We start from the raw sequence: 11,983 nt of genomic DNA on the forward strand, positions 1-11,983 counted from the left end.
CCCGGCCGGACGGCGGGCAGGCGACGGGCGCGCGGCTCCACCGGAGGTGGGATCGGCGCCACGGCGCGATGCCCGACTAACTGGTCTCAGTCCAAGAACGAGGTTAGGGTGGCCCGGTGATCGAGACACTCGTGGCGGGCGACTCCGCGAACCCCTTGGACTACCGCGACGGCTGGGAGCTCCAGCGCCGCCTGCACGATGAGGTGGTGGCCGGCAGCCGACCGGACACCCTCGTGCTCTGCGAGCACGCCTCCGTCTACACGGCCGGCAAGCGCACCGAGGCACACGAGCGCCCCGTCGACGGCTCCCCCGTGGTCGACGTCGACCGCGGCGGCCGGATCACCTGGCACGGCCCCGGGCAGCTGGTCGGCTACCCGATCGTGCGGCTGAGCGAGCCAGTCGACGTGGTCGCCTACGTCCGCTCGCTGGAGGACGTGCTGATCGGGGTGCTCGAAGACCTGGACGTCCAGGGGCAGCGCGTCCGGGGGCGCTCGGGGGTGTGGATCCCCCGCGACGGTGGCGCCGTCAAGATCGCGGCGATCGGGATCCGCGTGGCCTCGGGAGTGACGATGCACGGCTTCGCGCTCAATGTCTCTAACAGCCTCGAGCCCTACTCCCGCATCGTCGCCTGCGGTATCGCCGACGCCGGCGTGACCACACTCGAACGCGAGCGCGGCGACAGCCCGCCAATGGCGGTCGTCCGGGCCAGGGTCGTGGCACGCCTCTCGGAGGCCGCGCCCGCCTTCTCCGCCCGCGTCCAGGAGGTCGTCGCGTGAGCGCCGACGTCGGCGGCCGCAAGCTCCTGCGACTCGAGATCCGCAACGCCGAGACGCCAATCGAGCGCAAGCCCGAGTGGATCCGCACGAAGGCCACGATGGGCCCGGAGTACCAGAAGTTGCAGTCCCTGGTGAAGAGCGAGGAGCTGCACACGGTCTGCCAGGAGGCGGGCTGCCCCAACATTTTCGAGTGCTGGGAGGACCGCGAGGCGACCTTCCTCATCGGTGGCGCCCAGTGCACCCGGCGGTGCGACTTCTGCCAGATCGACACCGGGAAGCCCGCGGACTACGACGAGGACGAGCCACGGCGGGTCGGTGAATCGGTGGCCCGGATGAACCTCCGCTACGCGACCGTCACCGGAGTCGCGCGCGACGACCTGCCGGACGAGGGCTCCTGGCTCTACGCCGAGACGATCCGCCAGATCCACGCGCAGGCGCCCGGCACAGGTGTCGAGATCCTGGTCCCCGACTTTAGCGGACGCGCCGAGCACCTGCAGCGGGTGTTCGACGCGCGGCCCGAAGTGTTCGCACACAACGTCGAGACGGTGCCGCGCATTTTCAAGCGCATCCGCCCGGCCTTCAGCTACGAGCGCTCGCTCGACGTGCTCACCAAGGGCCGGGTGGCGGGGCTGATCACGAAGTCGAACCTCATCCTCGGCATGGGTGAGGAGCGCGAGGAGATCTCGCAGGCGCTGCAGGACCTCTACGACGCGGGCACCGACATCGTGACGATCACGCAGTACCTCCGCCCGACGCCCCGGCACCTACCGGTGGATCGTTGGGTGCACCCGGAGGAGTTCGTCGCAATTAAGGAAGAAGCGGAAGACATCGGCTTCCTCGGCGTGCTCGCGGGGCCGCTGGTGCGCTCCTCCTACCGGGCCGGTCGCCTCTGGGCGCGCTCGATGGAGTCGAAGGGGCGGCCGGTGCCGGAGCACCTGCGCCACCTGGCCGACGCGGCGCTGGGGTTCTCGCAGGCGGTGTGACCGCCGCGACTCCGCCACAACGTCAGCTGAGAGTGGGTCTCATCCACCATCGTGGCTGAGACCCACTCTCAGCTGACGTTGTGCTCGCAGCGGCGCAGCGATGTCCCGCGGACAGGCTCAGTTGACGAGCTGCTGGGCGAAGACGTGGGGCGTGAAGCCGGTGAGATCACCGATGCCCTCGCCCTGGCCGACGAGCTTGATCGGGATGCCGGTCTTCTCCTGCACGGCCAGGACGAAGCCGCCCTTGGCGGACCCGTCGAGCTTGGTGATGACCAGGCCGGTGACGCCGGCGTGCTCGATGAACGCCTCCGCCTGGCTCAGGCCGTTCTGACCGGTGGTCGCGTCGAGCACGAGCAGGATCTCGGAGATCGGCGCCTGCTTCTCGATGACGCGCTTGATCTTGGTGAGCTCGTCCATCAGCCCGCCCTTGGTGTGCAGGCGGCCGGCCGTGTCGATGATGACCATCTCGACTCCGGTGTCCTTCGCGAACTGCACGGTCTGGAAGGCGACGGACGCCGGATCCTGTCGTTCCTGCTGCGGGCGGACGATCTGCGCGTCGGCACGCTGCGCCCAGGTGGCGAGCTGGTCAACGGCGGCGGCGCGGAAGGTGTCCGCGGCACCGACCACGACACTCCGGCCGTAATTGCGCAGGAACTTGGCGAACTTACCGATGGTGGTGGTCTTGCCAACGCCGTTCACGCCGACCACGAGGATCACGGCGGGGCGCTCGCTGAGCGTGAGGGTCGTGTCGTACTTCGACAGGCGCTCCTCGAGGGACTCGCGGAGCATCCGCTGCAGGTCGCGCGGGTCGGTGGTGGAGTAGCGAGCGACCTTCGCGCGGAGGTCATCGACGATCTCCTCGGTGATGTCGGGGCCGAAATCGGCGGTGATCAGCGCCGTCTCGAGGTCGTCCCAGGTCTGGTCGTCGATCGTGCGCTTCTCGAACAGGCCGCGCAGTGCGCGACCGAGCGACCAGGAGGTGCGTTCTGCCATGCGTCCAGGCTACCGGCGGGGGGCAGCGCGGGCTGCCGAGGTGCGATGTGCAGGATCGAGGGCCTGTTCGCGGCGAATCAGGCGGAGGATCGCGCTCTCTCGCGAGCATCCCCGTCGCATCGCACGGGGCCTGCGAATCGGACGAAGGCCTGCGAATCGGACAGGTAGCGGCGGCGGGCGCGACGCGGAGGTGCGCGGCGCCGCTCAACCCGGGGGCGACGCGACGCGCTGGCCGACGACGGCCGAGACGCCGTCCTGCCGCATCGAAACACCGTAGAGGGCGTCGGCGATCTCCATCGTCCGCTTCTGATGCGTGATGACGATCAGCTGGCTGGAGGCGCGCAAGCCCTCGAAAATGCTCAGCAGTCGGCCGAGGTTCGCGTCGTCGAGCGCGGCCTCCACCTCGTCCATGATGTAGAACGGGCTCGGGCGAGACGTGAAGATCGCGACCATGAACGCCACCGCCGCGAGCGAGCGCTCGCCGCCGGAGAGCAGCGAGAGCCGCTCAATCTTCTTGCCCGCGGGTCGCACCGCGACCTCGATGCCGGTGGTGAGCAGATTCTCCGGGTCGGTCAGGCGGATGCTGCCCGTGCCGCCCGGGAACAGGACGGGGAAGACGTCCGCGAACGCCGCCTGCGTGTCCTCGAAGGCGGAGGCGAAGACGGTCTGCATGGTCTCATCGAGCTCGTCGATGATGGTGAGCAAGTCGCGACGGGTCCCGGTGAGGTCGGCCAGCTGCTCGGTCAGGAACGCGTGCCGCTGCTCCAGCGCCGCGAACTCCTCCAGGGCGAGCGGATTCACGCGGCCCAGCTGTGCACGCTGCTTCTCGGCCTTCGCGAGACGCCGCCGCTGATCGTCGCGGACATACGGCCGCGGGTCCTCCTGCTCGCCCGTCTCGTCGGGGACGCCGACGTCCGGCCCGTACTCCGCCACGAGCACGTCCTCGTCGAGCCCGAGTTCGGAGCCCGCCCGCTCGAGGAGTCCGGTGAGCTGCAACCGCTTCTCATAGATCTGCAGCTCCAGGCCGTGCACGCTCTCGGTGACCGACTGGAGCCGGTCGCGCAGGGTCCCCTCCTCGCGGCGCAGGGCCTGCAGCTCGGCGTTCTGCTGCGAGCGGGCGGCTTCGGCCTCGACCAGCTCGGTCCGCGCCTGCTGCACCGAGTGGTCAACAGAGGCGAGAACGGCGGGGAGCGCGGCGGTCACCTCGGCCGCCGCGTCGCGTTGACGGCGGCGGATGACGGCGCGGCGAGCCGCCTCGTCGGCGGCTGCCCGGTCGGCGGCCAACTGACGCGCCAGCGACTCGCCGCGGGCCTGCTCGGCCTGCACCCGCTCCTTCGCGCTCTCCACGCCCAGGCGGGTCTCAATCTCGTGCTCTCGAGCGGAGTCGACCTCGCGCTGGAGTCCGTCGCGGGCGGTTGCGTCGAGGACCGGCCGGGGCCGGGCACGCGCAGCGTCGAGGGCGGCCGTCGCCTCACCGGCGGCCCGTTCGGCGTCCCCCACCCGCTCGGAGGCGACGGCCAGAGCGTTCAATCCGCGGCCGTGCTCCGCGGTCGCCGCCTCGAGCTGGGCGCGCACGCGGCCGAGCCGCTCGGTGTGTGCGGCGCGGGCGGCATCGTGCTCTCGGAGAGCGGAGAGGGCAATCGCGGACTGCTCCTTCGCCCCGCGGAGAGCGTCGGTCTGCTCGGCCAGCTCGAAGCGGAAGCGGTCGATCCCGCCCTCCACCTCCTCCAGACGGCTGGCCGCCGAGTCGCGCTCGGAGACGAGCTCGATGCGACTGCGCTGCCCGCCGGCGCCGGCGCTCTGCACAGCGTCCGAGACGGTAGCGCCGTCGCGAGTGACGAGGATGACTCCGGGGTCGACCTCCGCACGCAGCCGTCGCGCGACGGCGAGATCCTCGACCACGAGCACGCGCTCCAGGAGCGAGAGGACGCCGGGCGGCGCGGTCACGAGTTCGGCCGCGCGGACAGCTCCCTCGGGCACGGCGAGTTCGAGCGGCGGGCGGGCCGAGTCGGCGACCAGCAGCTCGACCCGACCGAGGTCGCGGTCCAGAGCGGCGTCCAGAGCAGCATCGGCGCGGGCGGTCGAGTCGACGAGCACGGCGTCGGCGACGGCTCCGAGGGCAGCGGCAACGGCGGCCTCGGCACCTGGCCGCACCTGGATCCGCTCGGCGACGCGCCCGCGCACCCCGTCGATCCGCGCCGCAATCAGTTCGGCCGAGCCGTCGGAGACGTCGAGCGCGAGCGAGAGGGCTCCAGTGCGAGCGGCCAGCGCCTCGCGCTCGCGTTCGAGGGCGTGCAGCTCCTCGCGCAGCCGCTCGATCTCGCTCTCGGCGGCGGAGACCGCGGCCTGGGCGAGCTCGTAGCCCTCGTCGAGGGTGCCGTCTGGCCCGCGGTCCGCATCGCCCAGCTCGACCTCGAGGGCGTCCACCGCTCGACGCGCCGCATCCCGACGCGCACCGGCGGAGTCGAGCGTGTTCTGCGCGCGCAGCACCTCACCGCGAACGGACGCGAGGCGCGAGGCCGCGGTGTCGGCGCGCCCCGCGAGCGTGGAGAGGTCGAGGTCGTAGCGCGACACAAGGGCCGACTGGGCGGCGATCTCCTCATCGACGGCGTCGAGGGCGGAGCGGGCGGTGAGCGTCGCGTGCTGCGCCTGCACCCAGGCGAACTCCACGTCGAGGACCCCCTGCCGCAGGCGCTCCAGCTCGAGCCGCGCCTCCTCCACCTGCACCGGCGTGACACGCGGCTGGATCTGCGGCTGCTCGGACTCCAGCTCGAGCATCGCGAGGCGCTGTCCGGCGAGCGCCGACAGGTTGCGCAGCCGCTCCTGCACCGACTCCAGCTCGAACGTGGTCCGTCGCGCGTCGTCGACCGCGTCGCCGACCGCCTCCGCCTCGACCCGTGCGCGCCGAAGCGTGGCCTGCTCGAGCCGCTGCTGGAGCACCACCCGTTCGCTGTGCCGCTCGCTCTCGGTGCGGGCGAAGGCGTCCAGGGCACTCCGGAGGCCGACCACGTCGTCGGCGAGCAGGCGCGCCCGGGCATCGCGGACCACGGCGGCGATGGTTTGCGCCTGCCGGGCGACCTCGGCCTGGCGCCCGAGGGGCTTGAGCTGGCGGCGGATCTCGCCGGCGAGGTCGGAGAGGCGGGTGAGGTTCGCCTGCATCGCCTCAAGCTTGCGGAGTGTCTTCTCTTTCCGGCGGCGGTGCTTGAGGATGCCGGCCGCCTCCTCGAGGAAGCCGCGCCGCTCCTCCGGGGTGGCGCGCAACACCGCATCGAGCTGGCCCTGCCCGACGATCACATGCATCTCGCGGCCGAGACCGGAGTCGCTCAGCAGCTCCTGCACATCGAGCAGCCGGCAGCCGCGCCCGTTGATCGCGTACTCGCTGCCCCCGTTGCGGAACAGGGTGCGGGTGATCGTTACCTCGGTGTACTCGATGGGGAGCGCGCCGTCGGAGTTGTCGATGGTCAGCGCTACCTCGGCCCGGCCGAGGGGTCCGCGGGTGGAGGTGCCCGCGAAGATGACGTCCTCCATCGTGCCGCCGCGGAGGGTCTTCGCGCCCTGCTCCCCCATCACCCAGGCGAGCGCGTCGACGACGTTGCTCTTGCCCGAGCCGTTGGGGCCGACGACGCAGGTGACCCCCGGCTCGAAGGCAAACGTGGTCGGCTGAGCGAAGGACTTGAATCCTTTGAGGGTCAGGCTCTTCAGGTACACCCGGCCGCCTCGCTCCCGTCCACAACGCTCCCACGGTAGTCGATGGGGTGGCAGCGGGCCGCTGTGTCCGCAACCGAGGTTGAAAAGGCGCAGAACAGGGCGTTCGGGTGCTTTCGGCGCTTTCGACCTCGGTTCCTGACACGGCAGCCTCGAAGGACGGGCTGAGATCCGGGACCGGCGAGCCCGACAACCGGTGCTGGACGTGCACACTGGAGAGGTGACCCCTGCTCTCGACCCGCAAGAACGTTCCGCCCCGCCGCGGACCGCCCGAGTGCCGGTGCCACCAGGACCCCCGCTGACGGACGCCGAGCGCGAACGATTCGCGCGGCAGATCCGCCTCTCCCCGATCGGCGAGGACGGACAGCGACGGCTGCGTAACGCGCGCGTGCTCGTGCTGGGCGCGGGCGGGATCGGCTCTCCCGTGATCACGGCGCTCGCCGCGGCAGGGATCGGACGGCTGGGCATCGTCGATGCAGATGTGGTCGAGCTCTCGAACCTGGCGCGGCAGACGGCACACGACGAGTCCGCGATCGGCGTGTCGAAGGCGGAGTCGGCGGCGGCAACCGCGCGGCGGCTCTTCCCCGACATCGACGCGCGGGCGTTCCCCGTCGCGTTCACCTCGGCCAGCGCCGACGAGCTGATCGCGGGCTGGGACGTCGTGGTCGACGGCTTCGACACCTTCGGCGCCCGCTACCTCGCCTCCGACGCGACGACTCGGGCCGGGGTGCCGCACGTCTGGGGATCGGCACTGGGCTTCGACGGGCAGCTCTCGACGTTCTGGGCCCAGGCGCCGGGCGGAGGAGTCACGCTGCGCGCCCTCCATCCCCAGGCCCAGGATGCGGCGGACAGCTGTGCGAGCGTCGGAGTGCTCGGGGCACTGTGCGCGACGATCGGCTCGGCACTGGCGGCCGAGGTGGTGAAGCTGGTGACCGGAGTCGGGACGCCGCTGTTCGGGCGGGTGCTCCTGCACGACGCGCTGGACGGGTCGTGGAGTGAGCTGGCGTTGGCGCGGAGCGTTCCTCCGGTCGCTGCAGTACAGACGGCGCCGGGCTCGATCACGGCGGCGCAACTGCGCGGGCGGTTGTCCGGACCTCGGCCTCCGATAGTGATCGACCTGCGGGAGGACCACGAGGACCGCTCGGTGGCAGTCCCGGGCGCGAGACGGATGCCGATGTCCCGCTTCGACCCGAGGGCGCTGCCCGCTGGCCCGCTGGTCGTGTACTGCGCATCGGGCATCCGCTCACGACTGGCCGCGGAGCGCGCGGCCGAAGCGGGAGTCGCGGTCGATTCGCTCGCGGGAGGCATGAGCGGCTGGGACGCGTGAGTCGAGCGGAGCGCCGCAGGACGACCGGGTCAGCCGCCGGCGAACGGCGGCAACACGTCGACCATCGCGTCCGCCGGCAACGATGTCGCCCGGTCGGTCGTCGAGACGCCACCGACGAGGAACGTGCAGCGCGCGAGCACCGGTGCGGCCTCGGGCGCCGAGGCGACGAGCCGCGACTCGAGCGCGCCCAGATCTTCGACGCCGGTCAGCTCGTCCGAGGCACGGCCGAGGGCGGCCTTCGCCGCGGCGAAGTAGCGGACTCGCACGCTCATCCGCCGATCGCACTCATCGTGCGTTCTGGTTGCACGAAACCTGCCCGGTTCATCTCGTGGCCGGCGGGCTTGGCCCACATCGCGCCTCGCCACAGCTGGGCGACCTCGTGGTCGTCGGCGCCCGCGCGCATCGGGCCGAGCAGGTCGGTCTCCTCGTTCGAGAAGAGGCAGCTACGCACTCCCCCCTCGGCGGTGAGCCGAGTGCGGCGGCAGTCGCCGCAGAAGTTCTCGGTGACGGAGGCGATGATCCCCACCTGCCCGAGGACCTCGGTGCCGCCGGCCTCGCGCACGTCGAAGAGTTCGGCCGGCGCCCCGTCCCGCGGCGCTGCGTGCGGGCTGAGGGCGAAGCGCTCCGAGAGGCGGGCGCGGATGTCCGCGGCCGTGATCATCGTCGCCCGATCCCAGCCGTGGTCGGCGTCGAGCGCCATCTGCTCGATGAAGCGGAGCTGGTGACCGCCGGCGAGAGCCCAGGCGAGCAGCTCCGGAGCCTCATGGTCGTTGATCCCGGGCAGCAGCACCGCGTTGATCTTCGTCTGGTCAAGACCGGCGGGCCCGAGCGAGTCGATGCCGGCCAGCACCCGGTCGAGGAACGGGCGGCGGGTGACCTTTGCGAAGGTCTCGGCGCAGATCGAGTCGAGCGAGACGTTGACGCGGTTCAGGCCCGCCTCGGCGAGCGCCGCCGCCCGTCCCGAGAGGCCGATCGCGTTGGTGGTCAGTGAGATCTCGGGGCGCGGATCGAGCGAGGCGACGTCGCGGATGATGTCGACCAGGTCCTTCCGCAGCAGCGGCTCGCCGCCGGTAAAGCGGATCTGGCGGACGCCGAACTGCTCCACGGCGATGCGGGCCAGGCGGAGGATCTCGTCGCGGCTGAGCAGCGACGCCGGCGGCTGGAACGGCAGGCCCTCGGCCGGCATGCAGTACGTGCAGCGCAGGTTGCACTTATCGGTGAGCGAGATCCGCAGGTCGTCCGCGACGCGGCCGTAGCTGTCCAGGAGGAGCGGAGTCGCGGGGCGGTCCGCCGGGAGGGCGGCGCTACGCTGACGGGGCCGAAAGCCGGGGATCCCCAGTGCTGTGCTCATTCGCTTACACTACGCCGCGGAATCGGGCGCGACCCGGCAAGATGGACTCGGTCCCGCCGCCGGTCGGGAACCGCCGCTCGCGAGAGGACCCCGATGACCTCGATCCACCTGCACGCCGCCCGGGTGCGAGCGCTGCTCGCGCCGCTGGCGACGCGGGGCACCCACGAGACGCTGGGCCTGGATCCGGCCGCCGTGGCCGTCGACCCTGGCGCGTACGACCGGCGTGTGCTCGCCCGCTCCGTCCGATCTCCACTCGACCTGCCGCGCTTCGACAATTCCCAGATGGACGGCTTCGCGGTGCGGGCGGCCGACCTCGACGCGGCCACTCCCGAGCATCCCGTCGCCCTGCCCGCGTCGGCACCGATCCCCGCCGGCGATCGCGCGCCGCGGCACGAGGCGGGCACCGCTACTCCGATCATGACCGGCTCCGCCGTGCCCGAGGGCGCCGACGCCGTCGTCCCGGTCGAGCGCGTGAACCCGCCGCACTTCCCCGCCGAGGGGAGCGTCGCCTTCACGCATCCGGTGATGCCGGCGACCTTCATCCGCGCCAGGGGCAGCGACGCCCTCGCGGGCGAACTCGCCCTACCGGCCGGCACGGTCCTCCGCTCGGCCCACTACGGGCTTCTCGCCTCCCTCGGACTGAGCGAGGTGGAGGTGCTGCCGCGGCTACGGGTGCTGATCGTGCCGACCGGGAACGAAATCCGGCCCCCCGGAGCCGTGCTCGAGGACGCACAGATCTACGACGCCAACGGCGCCCTGCTGGCCGAGGCGGTGCGCGAGGCGGGAGCGCTGCCGATCGTGGCCGCCTGCACGAGTGACCGGGCCGAGGAGCTGCTGGCGCTGCTCGCCGAGCACGCGGGCGGAACCGATCTGGTGATCACGGTCGGCGGAGTCAGCGCGGGCGCCTACGAGGCCGTTCGCGACGCGCTCGGACCGGCCGGGTCGGAGTTCGGGCACGTCGAGATGCAGCCGGGCGGGCCGCAGGGCCTGGGCCGTGCGCGCGTGGCCGACGGGCTGCACCTGCCGGTGGTCTCGCTGCCGGGCAATCCGGTGAGTGCGCTGGTGTCGTTCGAGGTGTTCCTGCGGCCGGTGCTGCGCTCGCTCGCGGGCCGCGTACCCGCCGAGCGCCCGCGGCTGCGCGCCCGCCTCGGTACGAACCTCGACTCCCCCGCACACCTGCACCAGATCCGCCGGGGAGTGCTCGACGACGAGGGATTCGTGCATCCCATCGGCGGCCCGAGCTCGCACCTGCTGGCGTCCTACGCACGCTCGACGGTGCTCATCCACGTCCCCGTCGGGACCGACCACGCTGAGACCGGCGACACGGTCGAGATCTGGAGGATCGATGACTGAGAGCGACCAGCTCACCCATGTGCGCGGCGATGGAGCTGTGCACCTGGTCGACGTGAGCGCGAAGGAGGTAACGGCGCGCACCGCCATCGCCGAGGGGTACGTCGAGACGTCGCCCGAGGTGGTGCGACTGCTCAAGCAGGGGGAACTGCCCAAGGGCGAGGCGCTCGGAGTGGCGCGGATCGCCGGGATCCTCGGCGCGAAGGCGACCTCGACCCTCATCCCGCTCTGCCACCCGCTGGCGCTGGACGGTATCGACATCGACCTGGAGCCGCAGGACGGCCGGGTGCGGATCGAGGCGCGGGTGCGCACGACCGGGCGCACCGGAGTCGAGATGGAGGCGTTGACCGCGGTCAGCGTGGCCGCTCTCACGGTCTACGACATGATCAAGGCGGTCGATCGCGCAGCCGCGATTACGGGAATCCGAGTGCTCGCGAAGTCGGGCGGGAGGAGTGGCTCGTGGACGAGCGAGTGAGCCCGGCTGCGCGCCGCGCGGTGGCGGTCGTCGCCTCCACGCGAGCCGCCTCGGGCGTGTACGAGGACCGGACGGGGCCCGCGCTCGAGGCCTGGTTCGTCAGCCGGGGCTGGGAGTCGCGGGTGGTCGTCGTCGCCGACGGAGACGCGGTGGGCGAGGCGATCGCCGACGCGATCGGCAGCGGGGTAGACCTGGTGGTAACCACCGGCGGGACGGGCGTTGCTGCGAGCGACGTCACTCCGGAACAGACCGCGCCCCTCCTGGAACGCTCCCTGCCCGGCCTCGCCGAAGCGGTGCGGGCCACGGGCGCCGCCCATGTGCCCACAGCCGTGCTCAGCCGCGGACTCGCGGGCGTGAGCGGCCGCACCGTCGTGGTGAACCTCCCGGGCTCGCCCGGCGGGGTCCGCGACGGGATCGACGTACTCGACCCGGTGATCGGTCACCTCCTCGACCAGCTCGGCGGCGGTGACCATGCCCGCTGATCCCGTCGCCCTCGCGCGCCTTTCTGCCGAGGCGCTCACGGTGGACGAGTGCGAACAGGCCGTCGAATCCCCAACGCACGGCGCCATCGTGACCTTCGCCGGCGTGGTCCGCGATCACGACGCGGGCCGGGGGGTGCTGCGCCTGTCCTACGAGGCGCACCCGGACGCGCCCGCCGCGCTGCTCGCCTCCGCCCGACGCATCGCGGAGCGCTGGCCCGACGTGCGCATCGCGGCCGTGCACCGCGTGGGCGAACTGGTCGTCGGCGATCTCGCGCTCGCCTGCGCGGTGGCCTCGGCCCACCGGGCGGCGGCGTTCGCGGCCTGCGCGGCGCTGGTGGACGACATCAAGACGAGCGTGCCGATCTGGAAGGAGCAGTCGTTCGTCGACGGCAGCTCGGAGTGGGTCGCGAGTTTGGGGTGACAGAAGGGTTGCTCAGGCTCAGCACGCCCTCCTGAGCCCGAGCCTGGTCGGGTCCGCGACCTGCGCCGAAGTGCCGGGAGGACCAGGTGGGGAAACACGAGTGTCACAGGTGTGAGGTTC

At 71.9% G+C, this 11,983-nt stretch carries 11 protein-coding genes; 7 read left to right on the plus strand and 4 right to left on the minus strand.

The genetic code is table 11. The features are described from left to right. Positions 1–116 precede the first annotated feature (116 nt). Both lipB and lipA read left to right on the plus strand, forming a co-directional pair. Positions 117–776, plus strand: coding sequence for a lipoyl(octanoyl) transferase LipB (lipB, locus tag C1O28_RS06920; protein ID WP_097165799.1), 660 nt, complete (start codon positions 117–119; stop codon positions 774–776). Continuing rightward, complete coding sequence (lipA, locus tag C1O28_RS06925; RefSeq protein ID WP_097165798.1) at positions 773–1,759, plus strand: lipoyl synthase; 987 nt, start codon at positions 773–775, stop codon at positions 1,757–1,759. Before lipB ends, lipA begins: the two co-directional genes overlap by 4 nt. 117 nt (positions 1,760–1,876) lie before the next feature. On the opposite strand, the gene ftsY is transcribed toward lipA, so the two are convergent. Together ftsY and smc are read right to left on the minus strand one after the other, a co-directional pair. After that, positions 1,877–2,752, minus strand: a complete 876-nt coding sequence (gene ftsY, locus C1O28_RS06930; RefSeq protein ID WP_097165797.1) for a signal recognition particle-docking protein FtsY — start codon at positions 2,750–2,752, stop codon at positions 1,877–1,879. Between the two features lie 204 nt (positions 2,753–2,956). Beyond that, positions 2,957–6,460, minus strand: a complete 3,504-nt coding sequence (gene smc, locus C1O28_RS06935; protein ID WP_097165796.1) for a chromosome segregation protein SMC — start codon at positions 6,458–6,460, stop codon at positions 2,957–2,959. 217 nt (positions 6,461–6,677) lie between these two features. Here smc and C1O28_RS06940 point away from each other — a divergent pair, with 217 nt between their 5' ends. Next, entirely contained in the window at positions 6,678–7,784 is a 1,107-nt protein-coding gene (locus C1O28_RS06940; protein WP_244210511.1) for a HesA/MoeB/ThiF family protein, read from the plus strand. Between the two features lie 29 nt (positions 7,785–7,813). Here C1O28_RS06940 and C1O28_RS06945 read toward each other — a convergent pair whose 3' ends face one another. Both C1O28_RS06945 and moaA read right to left on the minus strand, forming a co-directional pair. Beyond that, positions 7,814–8,056, minus strand: a complete 243-nt coding sequence (locus tag C1O28_RS06945) for a MoaD/ThiS family protein (protein WP_097165794.1) — start codon at positions 8,054–8,056, stop codon at positions 7,814–7,816. Then, positions 8,053–9,135: a GTP 3',8-cyclase MoaA gene (gene moaA / locus C1O28_RS06950; RefSeq protein ID WP_097165793.1), complete on the minus strand. Its 1,083-nt coding sequence runs from the start codon at positions 9,133–9,135 to the stop codon at positions 8,053–8,055. Before moaA ends, C1O28_RS06945 begins: the two co-directional genes overlap by 4 nt. A 93-nt stretch (positions 9,136–9,228) precedes the next feature. On the opposite strand from moaA, the gene C1O28_RS06955 reads away from it, so the two are divergent. Genes C1O28_RS06955 through C1O28_RS06970 form a run of 4 tightly spaced genes read left to right on the plus strand, consistent with a single transcriptional unit; the run spans position 9,229 to position 11,863 of the window. Further along, positions 9,229–10,488 carry a molybdopterin molybdotransferase MoeA gene (locus tag C1O28_RS06955; protein ID WP_097165792.1) on the plus strand — a complete coding sequence of 420 codons (1,260 nt, stop codon included), beginning with the start codon at positions 9,229–9,231 and terminating at the stop codon, positions 10,486–10,488. After that, the gene (moaC, locus tag C1O28_RS06960; RefSeq protein WP_097165791.1) at positions 10,481–10,960 is read left to right on the plus strand and encodes a cyclic pyranopterin monophosphate synthase MoaC; all 480 of its coding nucleotides are present in this window, start codon (positions 10,481–10,483) and stop codon (positions 10,958–10,960) included. Before C1O28_RS06955 ends, moaC begins: the two co-directional genes overlap by 8 nt. Continuing rightward, positions 10,945–11,442 (plus strand): MogA/MoaB family molybdenum cofactor biosynthesis protein, encoded by a 498-nt coding sequence (locus C1O28_RS06965; RefSeq protein ID WP_181024717.1) that lies wholly within the window; start codon positions 10,945–10,947, stop codon positions 11,440–11,442. Before moaC ends, C1O28_RS06965 begins: the two co-directional genes overlap by 16 nt. After that, entirely contained in the window at positions 11,432–11,863 is a 432-nt protein-coding gene (locus C1O28_RS06970; protein ID WP_097165790.1) for a molybdenum cofactor biosynthesis protein MoaE, read from the plus strand. The genes C1O28_RS06965 and C1O28_RS06970 overlap by 11 nt, the downstream gene beginning before the upstream one ends. The last annotated feature ends 120 nt before the right edge of the window (positions 11,864–11,983 follow it).

Source organism: Rathayibacter rathayi (assembly GCF_004011095.1).
GTDB classification, from domain to species: domain Bacteria; phylum Actinomycetota; class Actinomycetes; order Actinomycetales; family Microbacteriaceae; genus Rathayibacter; species Rathayibacter rathayi.

Bases quoted from the DNA above. Each gene is read 5' to 3' on its own strand.
- ftsY (WP_097165797.1), bottom strand. From the start codon at position 2,752: ATGGCAGAACGCACCTCCTGGTCGCTCGGTCGCGCACTGCGCGGCCTG.
- C1O28_RS06945 (WP_097165794.1), bottom strand. From the start codon at position 8,056: ATGAGCGTGCGAGTCCGCTACTTCGCCGCGGCGAAGGCCGCCCTCGGC.
- moaA (WP_097165793.1), bottom strand. From the start codon at position 9,135: ATGAGCACAGCACTGGGGATCCCCGGCTTTCGGCCCCGTCAGCGTAGC.
- C1O28_RS06955 (WP_097165792.1), top strand. From the start codon at position 9,229: ATGACCTCGATCCACCTGCACGCCGCCCGGGTGCGAGCGCTGCTCGCG.
- moaC (WP_097165791.1), top strand. From the start codon at position 10,481: ATGACTGAGAGCGACCAGCTCACCCATGTGCGCGGCGATGGAGCTGTG.
- C1O28_RS06970 (WP_097165790.1), top strand. From the start codon at position 11,432: ATGCCCGCTGATCCCGTCGCCCTCGCGCGCCTTTCTGCCGAGGCGCTC.